Source organism: Streptomyces sp. BK340 (genome assembly GCF_007827595.1).
In the GTDB taxonomy this organism is placed as follows: domain Bacteria; phylum Actinomycetota; class Actinomycetes; order Streptomycetales; family Streptomycetaceae; genus Streptomyces.
The window spans coordinates 92,999-106,160 of sequence record NZ_VISR01000016.1 but is presented as its reverse complement, the minus strand read 5'-3'; the positions used below and the strand labels follow the sequence as shown (position 1 = coordinate 106,160).

At 71.3% G+C, this 13,162-nt stretch carries 12 protein-coding genes; 7 read left to right on the top strand and 5 right to left on the bottom strand.

What is annotated here, in order from left to right:
• The first annotated feature begins 88 nt into the window (after positions 1-88).
• Positions 89-847, top strand: a complete 759-nt coding sequence (locus FB157_RS26180) for a trans-aconitate 2-methyltransferase (RefSeq protein ID WP_145883095.1) — start codon at positions 89-91, stop codon at positions 845-847.
• Positions 848-920: 73 nt separating this feature from the next.
• On the opposite strand, the gene FB157_RS26175 is transcribed toward FB157_RS26180, so the two are convergent.
• From FB157_RS26175 to FB157_RS26165, 3 genes are read right to left on the bottom strand one after another with little or no spacing between them, the layout of a single operon-like run.
• Positions 921-1,673 carry an amino acid ABC transporter ATP-binding protein gene (locus tag FB157_RS26175; protein WP_145883205.1) on the bottom strand — a complete coding sequence of 251 codons (753 nt, stop codon included), beginning with the start codon at positions 1,671-1,673 and terminating at the stop codon, positions 921-923.
• Between the two features lie 50 nt (positions 1,674-1,723).
• Complete coding sequence (locus tag FB157_RS26170) at positions 1,724-2,656, bottom strand: amino acid ABC transporter permease (protein WP_145883094.1); 933 nt, start codon at positions 2,654-2,656, stop codon at positions 1,724-1,726.
• A 37-nt stretch (positions 2,657-2,693) separates the two neighbouring features.
• Positions 2,694-3,653, bottom strand: a complete 960-nt coding sequence (locus FB157_RS26165) for an ABC transporter substrate-binding protein (RefSeq protein WP_145883093.1) — start codon at positions 3,651-3,653, stop codon at positions 2,694-2,696.
• 573 nt (positions 3,654-4,226) lie between these two features.
• On the opposite strand from FB157_RS26165, the gene FB157_RS26160 reads away from it, so the two are divergent.
• A complete protein-coding gene (locus tag FB157_RS26160; protein WP_145883092.1) occupies positions 4,227-5,447 on the top strand; it encodes an NADP-dependent malic enzyme in 1,221 nt (406 codons plus the stop codon).
• A 195-nt stretch (positions 5,448-5,642) separates the two neighbouring features.
• Positions 5,643-6,608 (top strand): zinc-binding dehydrogenase, encoded by a 966-nt coding sequence (locus tag FB157_RS26155; RefSeq protein ID WP_145883091.1) that lies wholly within the window; start codon positions 5,643-5,645, stop codon positions 6,606-6,608.
• Between the two features lie 92 nt (positions 6,609-6,700).
• Here the strand turns inward: FB157_RS26155 and FB157_RS26150 are convergent, their stop codons facing one another.
• Positions 6,701-7,777 carry a PadR family transcriptional regulator gene (locus tag FB157_RS26150; protein WP_145883090.1) on the bottom strand — a complete coding sequence of 359 codons (1,077 nt, stop codon included), beginning with the start codon at positions 7,775-7,777 and terminating at the stop codon, positions 6,701-6,703.
• Between the two features lies 1 nt (position 7,778).
• Entirely contained in the window at positions 7,779-8,762 is a 984-nt protein-coding gene (locus FB157_RS26145) for a DUF4097 family beta strand repeat-containing protein (protein ID WP_145883089.1), read from the bottom strand.
• A 269-nt stretch (positions 8,763-9,031) separates the two neighbouring features.
• On the opposite strand from FB157_RS26145, the gene FB157_RS26140 reads away from it, so the two are divergent.
• The 4 genes from FB157_RS26140 (at position 9,032) to FB157_RS26125 (ending at position 13,160) form a co-directional block, all read left to right on the top strand.
• A complete protein-coding gene (locus FB157_RS26140) occupies positions 9,032-9,214 on the top strand; it encodes a DUF6104 family protein (protein ID WP_019075209.1) in 183 nt (60 codons plus the stop codon).
• A gap of 118 nt (positions 9,215-9,332) precedes the next feature.
• Positions 9,333-9,743, top strand: coding sequence for a CU044_2847 family protein (locus tag FB157_RS26135; RefSeq protein WP_261386537.1), 411 nt, complete (start codon positions 9,333-9,335; stop codon positions 9,741-9,743).
• Complete coding sequence (locus FB157_RS26130) at positions 9,740-11,974, top strand: trypsin-like peptidase domain-containing protein (protein ID WP_315903841.1); 2,235 nt, start codon at positions 9,740-9,742, stop codon at positions 11,972-11,974. Before FB157_RS26135 ends, FB157_RS26130 begins: the two co-directional genes overlap by 4 nt.
• A 172-nt stretch (positions 11,975-12,146) precedes the next feature.
• A complete protein-coding gene (locus FB157_RS26125; protein WP_145883202.1) occupies positions 12,147-13,160 on the top strand; it encodes a MoxR family ATPase in 1,014 nt (337 codons plus the stop codon).
• The last annotated feature ends 2 nt before the right edge of the window (positions 13,161-13,162 follow it).

The following is a 13,162-nucleotide window of genomic DNA, read 5'->3' as shown; positions in this document are numbered from 1 at the left end:
CGGAGGCGCTCTATGGTCATGTCTGCGGTCGGGTAACAGCCGATCGTGCTTCCAGGGTATTACGCATGCATGAGGGGACGGGGAATCCATGACCACCAGCACCGGAACCGACTGGGCCGCCTGGCAGGAGAGCTGGGACCGGCAGCAGGAGTGGTACATGCCGGACCGTGAGGAGCGGTTCCGGATCATGCTCGACATGGTCGAGGCGCTGGCCGGCACCGCCCCGCGCGTGCTCGACCTCGCCTGCGGCACCGGCAGCATCACCGCCCGGCTGCTGGCGCGGTTCCCCGGGGCCACCAGCACCGGGGTCGACCTCGACCCGGCCCTGCTCGCCATCGCGCGCGGCACCTTCGAGGGCGACGACCGCGTCTCCTTCGTCACCGCGGACCTCAAGGACCCCGACTGGCCGGCGCTGCTGCCGTACGACACCTACGACGCGGTCCTGACCGCCACGGCCCTGCACTGGCTGCACAGCGAACCCCTCGCGGCCCTCTACGGTCAGGTCGCGGGGCTGGTCCGCGACGGCGGTGTCTTCATGAACGCGGACCACATGATCGACGAGAGCACGCCCCGGATCAACGCGGCGGAGCGCGCCCAGCGGCACGCGCGTATGGATCAGGCCAAGCGGGACGGTGCCCTGGACTGGGCCGAGTGGTGGCAGGTCGCGGCGAAGGACCCGGTGCTCGCCGAGCCCACCGCCCGGCGCTTCGAGATCTACGGCGAGCACGCCGACGGGGACATGCCGTCCGCGGAGTGGCACGCGCGCGTGCTGCGCGAGAAGGGCTTCGCCGAGGCACGGCCCGTGTGGTGCTCGCCGTCGGACACGCTGCTCCTCGCACTGAAGTAGCCGCACCGGAGCGGGCGCGCCCAAGGAGAAGGGCGGTACGGGGAGCCCGTACCGCCCTTCTCCTGGTGGTGTGTCAGAGCACCTTGGACAGGAACGACTGCGTCCGCTCGTGCTGAGGGTTCGTCAGCACGTCGCGGGGATGGCCGGATTCGACCACCACACCGCCGTCCATGAAGACCAGGCTGTCGCCCACCTCGCGGGCGAAGCCCATCTCGTGGGTGACGACGACCATCGTCATGCCCGACTCGGCGAGGTCGCGCATGACGTCCAGGACGTCGCCAACCAGCTCCGGGTCGAGGGCCGAGGTCGGCTCGTCGAACAGCATCAGCTTCGGGTCCATGGCGAGGGCCCGGGCGATGGCGACGCGCTGCTGCTGGCCGCCGGAGAGCTGCGAGGGGTAGTTCCCGGCCTTGTCGGCCAGGCCCACGCGCTCCAGGAGCTGCATGGCGCGCTCCTTGGTCTCGGCCTTGGAAGCGCCCTTGACCTGGACCGGCGCCTCGATGACGTTCTCCACGGCCGTCATGTGCGGGAACAGGTTGAAGCGCTGGAAGACCATGCCGATGTCCCGGCGCTTGAGCGCGACCTCGCTGTCCTTCAGCTCGTACAGCTTGTCGCCCTTCTGGCGGTAGCCGACCAGCTCGCCGTCCACGTACAGACGGCCCGCGTTGACCTTCTCGAGGTGGTTGATGCACCGCAGGAAGGTCGACTTGCCGGAGCCGGAGGGGCCGATGAGGCAGAACACCTCGCCCGGCTTCACCTCCAGGTCGATGCCCTTGAGGACCTCGACGGGACCGAAGGACTTGTGGACACCCTCGGACTTGACCATCGGGACGGACGAGTGCACGGGGGACGAGTCCGTCTTGCTCAGCTTGTCGGTCATGCCGTGACCTTCCTGCTCGAGAAGGTCGTCAGGTGTGCCCTGACCTTCTGCCACGGGGTGGGCGGCAGGCTGCGGCTGGAACCGCGGGCGTAGTACCGCTCGATGTAGTACTGGCCGACGCTGAGGATCGACGTCATGATCAGGTACCAGGCCGCGGCCAGGAAGTACATCTCCACCGGGGCGCCGGAGTTCTGGCCGATGTCCTGGGCGTAACGGAACAGCTCCGGATACTGGACGGCCGCCACGAGCGAGGTCGTCTTCAGCATGTTGATGACTTCGTTGCCGGTCGGCGGCACGATCACCCGCATCGCCTGCGGGATGACGATCCGGCGCAGCGTCTTGCTGTGGCTCATGCCCAGCGCGTGGGCCGCCTCGGTCTGGCCCTCGTCGACCGCGAGCAGGCCGGCACGGCAGATCTCCGCCATGTACGCGGCCTCGTTCAGGCCGAGGCCGAGCAGCGCCGTCAGCAGCGGCGTCATGAAGTCGGACCACTCGTCCTTGTAGAGCGGACCGAGGTTGATGTAGTGGAAGACCAGGCCCAGGTTGAACCAGAGGAACAACTGGACCAGGACCGGGGTGCCGCGGAAGAACCAGATGTAGAACCAGGCGATCGACGAGGTCACCGGGTTCTTCGACAGGCGCATCACCGCGAGCAGGATGCCGCCGACGATGCCGATCAGCATCGACAGGACCGTCAGCAGGAGGGTCTTGTAGACGCCGGTCATGATCCGGTCGTCGAAGAAGTAGTCCGGTACCGCGTGCCAGTTGATCTGGCCCTGGCCGAACGCGTAGATGATCGCGACGAGGAGCGCGATCGCGATGACGGCGGTGACGTACCGCCCGTAGTGGCGGACCGGGATGGCCTTGATGGCCTCCGGGCCGGCCGGCGGGGTGTCCGCCGGCTCCGCCGTCTTCTCGATGTCAGTCACGGGTGTTGCCTCTCGGTGGCCGCTGGGGTGCCGCGGGTCACTTGCCGCCGTTGATCGCGGACTCCTTGACGGCGCCGTCCTGGGCGCCCCACTTCTCGAGGATCTTCTGGTACTCGCCGTTCTTGATGATCGCGTTCATCGCCGCCTGGAGCGCGTCCCGCAGCTGGGTGTCGTTCTTGGCGACGGCGATGCCGTACGGGGCCGCCTCGACCTGGTCACCGACGATCTGGAAGTCCTTGCCGCCGCCCGAGGTCTTCACCGCGTACGCGGCGACCGGGAAGTCGGAGGAGGCCGCGTCCACGCCGCCCGAGCGCAGGCGCGTCTGGGACTGCTGGTCGTCGTCGAACGCCTCGATGGCGAGCTTCTTGCCGCTCGGACACTTCTTGGCCTCCTGCTTGGCCAGGTCCTCCGAGACGGTGCCGCGCTCGACGGCGATCTTCTTGCCGCACAGGTCCGCCCACGACGTGATGCCCTTGGTGTCGCCCTTGCGGGTGTAGATCGAGACACCGGCGGTCAGGTAGTCGACGAAGTCGACGCCCTCGCCGACCTTCTTGCCGGTGTCCGGGTCGACACCCTCCTGGCGGTTCTTGTTGTCCGTCATCGCCGACATCGCGGTGTCGTAGCGGCCGGAGCGCAGGCCGGTGAGCAGGGCGTCGAAGGTGCCGTTCTCGAACGTGAGCTTCACGCCGAGCTGCTTGCCCATCGCGGCCGCCAGGTCGGGGTCGAGGCCGACGACGTTGCCGGAGGAGTCCTTGAACTCGACCGGGGCGTAGGCGATGTCCGAACCGACCTTGATCTCGCCCTTGTCGCGGATCTCCTTGGGGAGCTTGTCGGCGAGCGGGGCATTGATGGTGGACGCACTGCCGGAGCCGTTGTCCTTGCCCTTGGTCTGGTCACCGCAGCCGGTGAGCAGCAGGGCGCCTGCGACCGCGATCGCACCGGCCGCGGTGAGCCGGGAGTACGCGGCGGTCGTACGACGGGTGGAGCTTGCGGTCATCGTGGTTCCTCCGGCGGATGGGAAGAGGTGCCGATGGGTCGACGGAAACACACACCATCGGGTGTCGCGACCTCGTGGGTTTACCGCATCTTGCCATTCGGACTACGCCATTCAGGGGCGTGACTATGTCAAAATCGCATAACGGGTGACCCCCGAACCGCGTCAGGTCCCGCCAGCACGGGACTTCACGGCCGCAGATCTGCGGAAATCCATCACTCCGGCCGGAAAATCTTCGGGTCATCTCACGATGCGGTCCCCCCGTTGCGCGATGATCGATCAAGTCCGAGTTACCCATGAGTCACATTCGTGTTGTGCTCGTGTCAGCCGCGTGTCATCCACGTGTGGCCTTCTGGTCGCGAGATGTGACCTTGCACCTAATGGACTCGTCGTGAGCGCCGTCCGTCCGGTAAGAAGGTTCTTTACACCCCTCATCCGGGGCTCAGGGCGCGTGTGCGGCGCGCCCGTCGCGTATGCGCTCGTACGAATCAGCAATCGGGCCTTGCGCGGTGCCCGCCCACCCCTCACCAGGAGTGGTCGACCCTCAAACCATGCATACCTAAGGGGTAAAACAAAGTGGCAGCGGAGATCGTCAATCCTCGCAGCGACAGCAGTACGGATCAGGACGGGGCCGAGCCCCTCGATTCCTTCGATCCGGCGTTCGCGCTGCACCGTGGCGGCAAGATGGCCGTGCAGGCCACCGTGCCGGTCCGCGACAAGGACGACCTTTCCCTCGCGTACACGCCCGGCGTCGCGCGCGTGTGCACCGCGATCGCGGAGCAGCCGGACCTGGTCAACGACTACACCTGGAAGTCCTCCGTGGTGGCTGTCGTGACCGACGGTACGGCCGTGCTCGGGCTCGGGGACATCGGTCCCCAGGCCTCCCTCCCCGTGATGGAGGGCAAGGCGATCCTGTTCAAGCAGTTCGGCGGCGTCGACGCGGTGCCGATCGCGCTCGACTGCACGGGCGTGGACGAGATCGTGGAGACCGTGGTCCGGCTCGCTCCCTCCTTCGGCGGAGTGAACCTGGAGGACATCTCGGCACCGCGGTGCTTCGAGATCGAGAAGCAGCTCCAGGAGCGGCTCGACATCCCGGTCTTCCACGACGACCAGCACGGCACGGCCGTCGTGACCCTCGCGGCGCTGCGGAACGCGGCGCGGCTGAGCGGGCGCGAGATCGGGCAGCTGCGGGCCGTCATCTCGGGCGCCGGTGCGGCCGGTGTCGCCATCGCCAAGATGCTGGTCGAGGCCGGCATCGGTGACGTGGCGGTGGCGGACCGCAAGGGCGTCGTGTCCGCGGACCGCGAGGACCTGACGTCGGTCAAGCGCGCGCTGGCCGGATTCACGAACAAGGCCGGCATCACCGGCTCGCTGGAGGACGCCCTCGCGGGCGCCGACGTCTTCATCGGCGTCTCCGGCGGCACGGTCCCGGAGGAGGCCGTGGCCTCCATGGCGGAGGGTGCCTTCGTCTTCGCGATGGCCAACCCGAACCCGGAGGTCCACCCCGACGTGGCCCACAAGTACGCGGCGGTCGTCGCGACCGGGCGCTCGGACTTCCCGAACCAGATCAACAACGTGCTGGCCTTCCCGGGCATCTTCGCGGGCGCGCTGCAGGTGCGGGCCACTCGGATCACCGAGGGCATGAAGATCGCTGCCGCGGAGGCGCTGGCCGCCGTGGTCGGGGACGACCTCGCCGCCGACTACGTCATCCCGTCGCCGTTCGACGAGCGGGTGGCTCCGGCCGTGACCGCGGCGGTTGCCGCCGCTGCCCGTGCCGAGGGCGTTGCGCGTCGCTGACGTTGCGCTGAATGGCCCCGTCCGTTCGGACGGGGCCATTTTTTTTACGCACCCGCCCGCCTGTTCGAGTGCCGCGAGGACGCCCCTGAGGGCGTGGGCTGCGGGCTGCGCCGCACGGGTGCCGTCACGCAAGAGGGCATGTGTCACAGCGCCGTGCAGTTCCGTCAGCTGCACGGCGCACCTATCGTCGAGCCCATGTTCGCTGCCTACGCCGCCCGAATCGACCGCGACCAGCCGCTCTCCGGCCTTGAGTTGGGGGAGCGTCCGGCCCCCGAGGCCCGGCCCGGCTGGAGCACGATCACCGTGCGGGCCGCCTCCCTCAACCACCACGACCTCTGGTCCCTGCGGGGTGTCGGACTCCCGGAGGAACGGCTGCCGATGATCCTCGGCTGCGACGCCGCCGGGATCGACGAGGACGGCAACGAGGTCGTCCTGCACTCCGTCATCGGCCAGACCGGTCACGGCGTCGGCCCCAAGGAGCCGCGCTCCATCCTCACCGAGCGCTACCAGGGCACCTTCGCCGAGCAGGTCGCCGTGCCGACCTGGAACGTCCTGCCCAAGCCGAAGGAGCTGTCCTTCGCGGAGGCCGCCTGCCTGCCGACCGCGTGGCTGACGGCGTACCGGATGCTGTTCACCAACGCCGGGGTGCGACCCGGTGACTCGGTCCTCGTGCAGGGCGCGGGCGGCGGTGTCGCCACGGCCGCGATCGTGCTGGGCAAGGCGGCCGGCCTGCGGGTCTTCGCCACCAGCCGGGACGAGGCGAAGCGGAAGCGGGCCCTGGAACTGGGCGCCGTCGAGGCGGTGGAGCCGGGGGCCCGGCTGCCGCAGCGCGTGGACGCCGTCATCGAGACCGTCGGCGCCGCCACCTGGTCCCACTCGGTGAAGTCCCTGCGGCCCGGCGGGACGATCGTCATCTCCGGTGCCACCAGCGGCGACCGCCCCTCGCACGCCGAGCTGACCCGGATCTTCTTCCTGGAGCTGAAGGTCGTCGGCTCCACCATGGGCACCAAGGAGGAGCTGGAGGACCTGCTCTCCTTCTGCGCCGCCACCGGCGTACGGCCCGTCATCGACGAGGTGCTGCCCCTGGACCGGGCCCGCGAGGGCTTCGAACGACTGGAGTCCGGCGACCAGTTCGGGAAGATCGTCCTGACCAACGGCTGACGTGCCGCGGCCGCCGGGGCGCGGCCGAGGTCACTCCGTCCGGCGGCGTGTCCCGGGTGTCCGGGGCGCGCCGCCGGGTCATCCCGGGCGGGTCAGACCTTCGGGCCGCGCAGCAGTGCCCCGATGTGGGCCGCCGCCGTGGACAGGTGACGGCGGGCGTCGCGGAGCTGGTCGGCGGTGACGCCCTGGTCGCGGGCCGCGTCGCGGATGTCGTCGCGGAAGCGGTCGAGCAGGCGGTCCAGGTCGCGGGTGGGGTCGCCGGTGCCGTCCTCGTGGGCCCAGGACGGCTCGTACTCGGCCGGGAAGTCCTCCGGGCCGGCGGAGTAGTCCGGTCCCGCGGCGGGGGCCGGCTTGCGGGCGGCCCGGCCCGGCCCGCCGGCGGCGCGGCCGAAGCCCCGGTCCCTGCCGAACTCCTTTCCGTAGTCCTTCCCGAACTCGCCGAACTCCTTGGCCAGTTCGGTCAGGCCCTCCCGTACGCCGGTCGGCCAGTCGCCGCGCGTGAAGTGGTCCTGCACCCGCTCCTGGACGTGCCGGGCGATGCGCTGCATCTCCTCCTGGGCCTGCGCCCGTGCCCGCGCCTGGGCCTCCTGGGCCTGGTGGCGGGCCCGCTGGGCCTCCTCGCGGGCCCGGCGGCTCTCGTCCTTGGCGCGGCGGGCCTGTTCCTTCCACTCCTGCTTGACCCGGCGCATCTCCTCCTTGGCGGCCCGCCAGGCCTCCTTCTCGGTGAGGTCGCCGTACTCCGCGAAGGGGCCCGCCTCGCCGCCGTCCGCCTTGGCGCCCCGGCGGGCCTCGGAGGCGGCGGCGCGCATCTCGCGCCGCAGGTCGCCCGCCGCGCCACGCACGTCCGCCTGCATCTCGGCGGCGAGTTCGGCGACGGACTCGCGGATCTCCAGTTCCAGGTCGGCCAGCTCGCCGCTGCGGTCGGCCAGTTCGGCGCGGCCGGCGTCCGTGATGGCGTACACCTTGCGGCCGCCCTCGGTGGTGTGCGTGACCAGGCCCTCGGCCTCCAGCTTGGCCAGGCGGGGGTAGACGGTGCCCGCCGAGGGGGCGTACAGGCCCTGGAAGCGCTCTTCGAGGAGCCTTATCACCTCGTAGCCGTGGCGCGGGGCCTCGTCGAGCAGCTTGAGCAGATAGAGGCGGAGGCGGCCGTGGGCGAAGACGGGGGGCATGTCAGAGCACCTTCTTGTCGGTCGTGCCGTCGGCCGGGTCACCGGGGGCGTCGGGGCCCTGGCCGGAGACGGAATTGTCCCCCGGAGCGGCCCCGGGTCCGGCCGCCGGGTCGGCCGGTGTCCCGGTGGCCGCGGAGCCGGCGGGCGCCGCCGCCTCCCACGGGGCGTCGTGCTCGTCCTCGCCCGGCGGGCGGCGCAGCAGGGCGATGGAGCCGGAGACCGTGGTGGCCCGGAGCTTGCCGTTGCCCGCGCCGAGGCGGCCGGTGATCTTGTGGGCGCCCCACTGGCCGTGCACCCGCAGGCCGTCGAAGGCGTTGGAGATCGTGCCGCTCGCGGTGTTCGCCTCCACGTCCGCGTCCGCCGGATGCGGCAGGCGGATGGCGATCTCGCCGGAGACGCTGGTCAGCCTCACGTCGGTGGGGCCGTTCGGGTCCAGGTCGATGATCATGGAGCCGCTGACGGAGTCGGCGCGGACGGAGGCGCCCGAGCCCTCGACCACCGTCAGGTCACCCGAGACCGAGTTGAACCGCAGGTCGCCCGTGACGGCCTGCGCCTCCAGGTTCCCGGCCACGGTGTCGGCACGGACCGGGCCGGAGAGGCCGACGAGGGTCGTGTCGCCGTTGACACCCTTGATCACCGAGGGCCCGCTGAGGCCGGAGACGACCGCGCCGGCGCCCACCACGCCCACCTCCACGCGCGTGTCGGCGGGGACCGCGAGGGAGACGACGGCGCTGCGCCGCCAGCCCTTGCGGTCGAGCCACTTGAGGAAGCCCTTCCAGGGCAGGTCCTCGTACGCCACCGTGAGGGTGCCGCCCTCCTGCGTGACGGTCAGAGGCGGGCCCTCGATGTCCGAGACCTCCAAACGGGCGGAACCTTCGTCCGTGCCCACGACGTTCACCGTTCCGTTGACGATGCGCACGTGCAGGTCGCTCACGGGGGTGTCGAAGGTGAGCTTCTGCGGCTCGGCGACGGACCACTCGGACATGGGGAGCCTCCTCGGCGGGACACGGTCGCGCTGCCGCGACACGCCATATCGCGTCTTCTGTCAAACACGATATATCGCGGTCGTCGAAAGTCAAGACACCCTTCCGTGACGCTCCGGGCGCACGCGGTGCCGGGTCCCGCGTGTGAAGGGGTGCGCGGGTGCGGGTGGCCCATGCGCCGGGGCGCGGCCCTGTGCGGGTGCACGGGCACGCGGCCGTTCCGCGTTGCATAGGCTGTCCCTGAGCTCCGTACACGCAGGAAAGGCAGCCCATGTACTTCACCGACCGCGGTATCGAGGAGTTGGAGAAGCGGCGCGGCGAGGAAGAGGTCACGTTCGAGTGGCTTGCCGAGCAGCTGCGCACGTTCGTGGATCTGAACCCCGACTTCGAGGTGCCCGTCGAGCGGCTCGCGACCTGGCTCGCGCGGCTCGACGACGAGGACGACGACGAGTAGGCCGCAGCGGCCACTTCCGTCACAGCAGGGGCGATCATCGGCCTTCTCGTCCCATGACCCTCCCCCGTCGCTTTATCCGGAGTTAGCCTTCTCCTCCCATTCAGCGAACGGGGGCGTCATGGGTGGAGGGGTCGAACGTATACGGCTGGACGACGGAACCGTCGTCTGGGCCAGGCTCGCAGCGGCCGACGAGGAAGCGCTGGGCGACGGCGCGTACTGGGACACCGGGTTCGGGGACCGGGTCATCGACATGGCGGGCGGTCTGGCCGGCACGGTCGGGGGCGTCGTGCGCTCTCTGCGCGCCGGTCTGGACACACCCGCACCGGTCGAGGTGTCCGTCAGTTTCGGAATCGAACTGACGGCGCAGGCCGGCAAGATCGTGAGCGCCATCGCGGAGGGCGGCGGCAAGTCCTCCCTCACGGTCTCCCTGACCTGGACCGAACCGCCCGCGACGGCGGACGGCACGGATCCCGCGGCGCCCGGCGGCGCCGTCGTACCGCCCCGGTCCCCTGCCCCCGGCACCGTATGAGCGCCTTCGACGAGATGGTGCGCCCCTCCCTCGCACGCATCGGCGCACCGGGTGACGGGTATGCAACGGACCGTGACCCGTACTGGGGGTCGGGGTTCTTCATGGCCCCGGGCTGGCTGTTGACCTGCGCCCACGTCGTGGGGAAGGGGGGAGCCGCGGTGTGCCGAGGGGAGAGCGCCATACGCGTGACCTGGCAGGAGCGCACCGCTGCCGGCACCTGGGAGGAGCGCACCGGCGCCGGGACGGCCGAACTCCTCGCGCCACGGCCCGAGACCCCCGATTCGTTCCGTGATCCCTGGCCGTTCCCCGACCTCGCGCTCGTCCGCGTCAGCGGCGCGGACGACGTGCGCTGCCTCTGGCTGAGCGACCGCGAGCCCGGCGCCCGCACCCCGGTCGGGCTGTACGGCTGGTCCGTGCAGACCGGCGAGCTGGGCATCCGGCACGGCACCGGCGAGCTGGCGGGCTCCGACGCGCGGGCGCTGCTGCTCGGCGGCAGTCTGCCGGTCGGCGGGCTGTCCGGCGGGCCCGTCCTGGACCTGCGGCACGGTTCGGTCATCGGCGTGATCAAGGGGCGCCGCCGGGAAGAAGGGGTCGCCGTCCCGGTCGGCGCGCTGCACGAGCTGCCGGACCCGCGCGAGGGCCCCGCCGTCCTGCACGCGGTCCTGCGCGCACACGACCTGCACCACCTCCGCCTCCTCGACGACCCGTCGCCGTACGCGAACTGGACCACGCTGCAGGCCGCCCTGCCCGCCCTCGCACCCCCCGCCTCCGGGATCACCGCCGACCTCCGCGCCCGGCTCCACGGCCATCTCGCCGAGCTGCCGCCGCCCGCCGGAGCGGGCGAGATCGTCCACCTCGTGGAGGAGGTCAAGGAACAGGTGCGCGGCGAGCGGCTGCGCTCGCTGGTGCTGCAGAACGTGCGGACGTGGCGCGAGGGCGCCGGGCTGCTGTACGGGCTGCGCACGCTGGAACCGGGCGGCGGCGGCACGCTGGTCGACCTCGACGCCGTCCTGCTGTACGCGGCCAAGGTGGTCCGCAGGTGTGTGCAGGAGCGTCCCGGCGAGGTGGATCCCGCGCGGCTGAGGGCGTTCGCCCGCTGGCTCGGCGGGCAGGCGGACGGCCACCGGAACTGGGCGGTGGGCGAGGCGATCCGGGGGCTGCTGGAGGGTGTGGACGGCCAGGCCGCCGGCGGCCCGGGTGACGGTGGCCGGGGGAACGGCGGTCGGGGTGACGGTGGTCAGGGGAACGGCGGTCAAGGGAACGGCGGTCGCCCCGCCGGGCCCGCGGCCCCGCCCCCCTCGCGGCCGGACGCCACCCGGACCGACGTCCTCGTCAAGGTGGGCCGGCCCATGTACGACGGGCGCTACCCGTGGAGCGTGCAGCTGATCTACGACGGCCTGGACGTCACCCCGGTCGACGCCGACGACCGGGGTGTCCGTGTCGAGGAGCTGGCCGCGGCGCTGCGCGCACCGCTGGCGCAGGCGCTCAGCCAGGGCGACCACGGGGAGCATCTGGCCGCGCTCGAGGTGTTCCTGCCCCGCAAGCTGTTCGATCTGCCGGTGGACGAGTGGCAGTTGCTGCCGGGCGCCGAGGCCATGACGGCCCTGGACACGGACGAGTACGAGGACGAGGAGGACGACGACGGTGACTTCGTCGACGAGCGGTCCATGCCGCTCGGGATGCGCCGGACCGTCGTCATCCGGGACCTGCTGCGCAACGACCGTCCGCCCACGCCGGAGTGGCGCAGGCGCCGGCGCGGCGTGGTCGGCGGCCCGCTCGCGCACGAGCCGCTGCACGGCCGGGCCCCGGACGACGGCCACCCCGCCGCGGCCCGCCCCGCGGGCAGGTACCCGTACTACGGCGCCCTGTCGGCGATGGACGACGCGTGCGTTCCGGTCTACTGCGGTCCCGTCGGCAGCGGGGAGGGGCAGGCGGCGATGAGGGACGCGCTGATGGCCGGCCACTCGGTGGTGCTGTGGCGCCGGGACCGGCACGACCACGACGAGTGCAAGGACTTCCACCGGCAGGCCGCCCACCTGCTGGGGATGGCCCGGAACGCCGAAGGGCTGCACGGCCCGGTGCGTGACCTGCGCATCCGCCTGTACGACCCCGAGTCGGCCCGGGCCCAGGGCCTGCGCGGGAAGCTCGCCGTGCTGTTCGATCCGCCGGACCGGCCGCCGTACGGCACCGAGACGATGCGACCGCCGCCACTGGCCGCCCCCGGCGGCTGACCCGCCCCGCGTCCACTCCGGACACCCAGTCAGTTCCCATGATTCGCAAGGCTGTTCGGCGGGCCGGAAGTGAACGCCGGACCCTCCGAACCCAAGCGGGCACGGCCGCCTGATGGCTATTCTCGTACGGCCGGGCCCGCAGCATGATCACCAGAGCCGGGAGGAGCCCAAGGTGAACGACTGGCGGATCTACCGCGGAGTGGGCCAGCCGCACGACGGCATGCTGCGGTTGCCGGCACCGCCGCCCTGGCGCGACTTCGAGGCCTCCCGGGAGGGCACGGAGAGCGGCCCCGACGACCCCAGCAGTGCCCGCCGGCTCGGTGTCCGCCGCCGTCTGGTCGAGAGCTACGCGCCCCGGCCGGCCGAGGTGGACGCGGTCAACGCGGCCCTCTATCTGCGCCGGCCGCTGCTGGTGACCGGCAACCCGGGCACGGGCAAGTCGACCCTGGCGTACGCGATCGCCCATGAACTCGGCCTCGGCAAGGTGCTTCGCTGGCCCATCGTCAGCCGCACCACCCTCCAGGACGGCCTGTCCCGGTACGACGCGATAGGCCGCCTCCAGGACGTCCAGCTGGAGCGCGCCCGCGGCGCCGAGGGCGCGACGGCCGCCCCCGGCATCGGCTCGTACATCCGGCTCGGCCCGCTCGGCACCGCTCTGCTGCCCGCCGAACAGCCCCGCGTGCTGCTCATCGACGAACTCGACAAGAGCGACCTCGACCTGCCCAACGACCTGCTCAACACCCTGGAGGAAGGCGAGTTCTCGATCCCCGAGCTGGAGCGGCTGGCCGACCGCGAACCCGTCGTCGAGGTGCTCGACCACGACGGCGGCCGGGTCGCCGTGCACGGCGGACGGATCGCCTGCACCGCCTTCCCGGTGATCGTCCTGACCTCCAACGGCGAACGCGACTTCCCCGCCCCCCTCCTGCGGCGCTGCGTCCAGCTGGAGCTGGACCCGCCGGGCGAGGAGCAGCTCACCGCCATGGTCGAGGCCCATCTCGGTGCGGACGGCGTCGAGGCCGGCCCGGATCTCATCCGCAGGTTCCTGGAACGCGAACCCGGCGAGGTGCTCGCCGCCGACCAGCTCCTCAACGCCCTCTTCCTCACCCGGCACGACCCGCGCGCACAGAGCCTCACCCGGGAGCGGATCGCCGAGATGCTCATGCAGCCGCTCGACCGTACGAGGTGATG

What these genes read in the sequence shown, in the direction of transcription:
- FB157_RS26165 (WP_145883093.1), bottom strand. Translation starts at nt 3,653, where the DNA reads ATGACCGCAAGCTCCACCCGTCGTACGACCGCCGCGTACTCCCGGCTC.
- FB157_RS26175 (WP_145883205.1), bottom strand. Translation starts at nt 1,673, where the DNA reads ATGGTCAAGTCCGAGGGTGTCCACAAGTCCTTCGGTCCCGTCGAGGTC.
- FB157_RS26150 (WP_145883090.1), bottom strand. Translation starts at nt 7,777, where the DNA reads ATGCCCCCCGTCTTCGCCCACGGCCGCCTCCGCCTCTATCTGCTCAAG.
- FB157_RS26155 (WP_145883091.1), top strand. Translation starts at nt 5,643, where the DNA reads ATGTTCGCTGCCTACGCCGCCCGAATCGACCGCGACCAGCCGCTCTCC.
- FB157_RS26135 (WP_261386537.1), top strand. Translation starts at nt 9,333, where the DNA reads ATGGGTGGAGGGGTCGAACGTATACGGCTGGACGACGGAACCGTCGTC.
- FB157_RS26140 (WP_019075209.1), top strand. Translation starts at nt 9,032, where the DNA reads ATGTACTTCACCGACCGCGGTATCGAGGAGTTGGAGAAGCGGCGCGGC.
- FB157_RS26130 (WP_315903841.1), top strand. Translation starts at nt 9,740, where the DNA reads ATGAGCGCCTTCGACGAGATGGTGCGCCCCTCCCTCGCACGCATCGGC.
- FB157_RS26145 (WP_145883089.1), bottom strand. Translation starts at nt 8,762, where the DNA reads ATGTCCGAGTGGTCCGTCGCCGAGCCGCAGAAGCTCACCTTCGACACC.
- FB157_RS26180 (WP_145883095.1), top strand. Translation starts at nt 89, where the DNA reads ATGACCACCAGCACCGGAACCGACTGGGCCGCCTGGCAGGAGAGCTGG.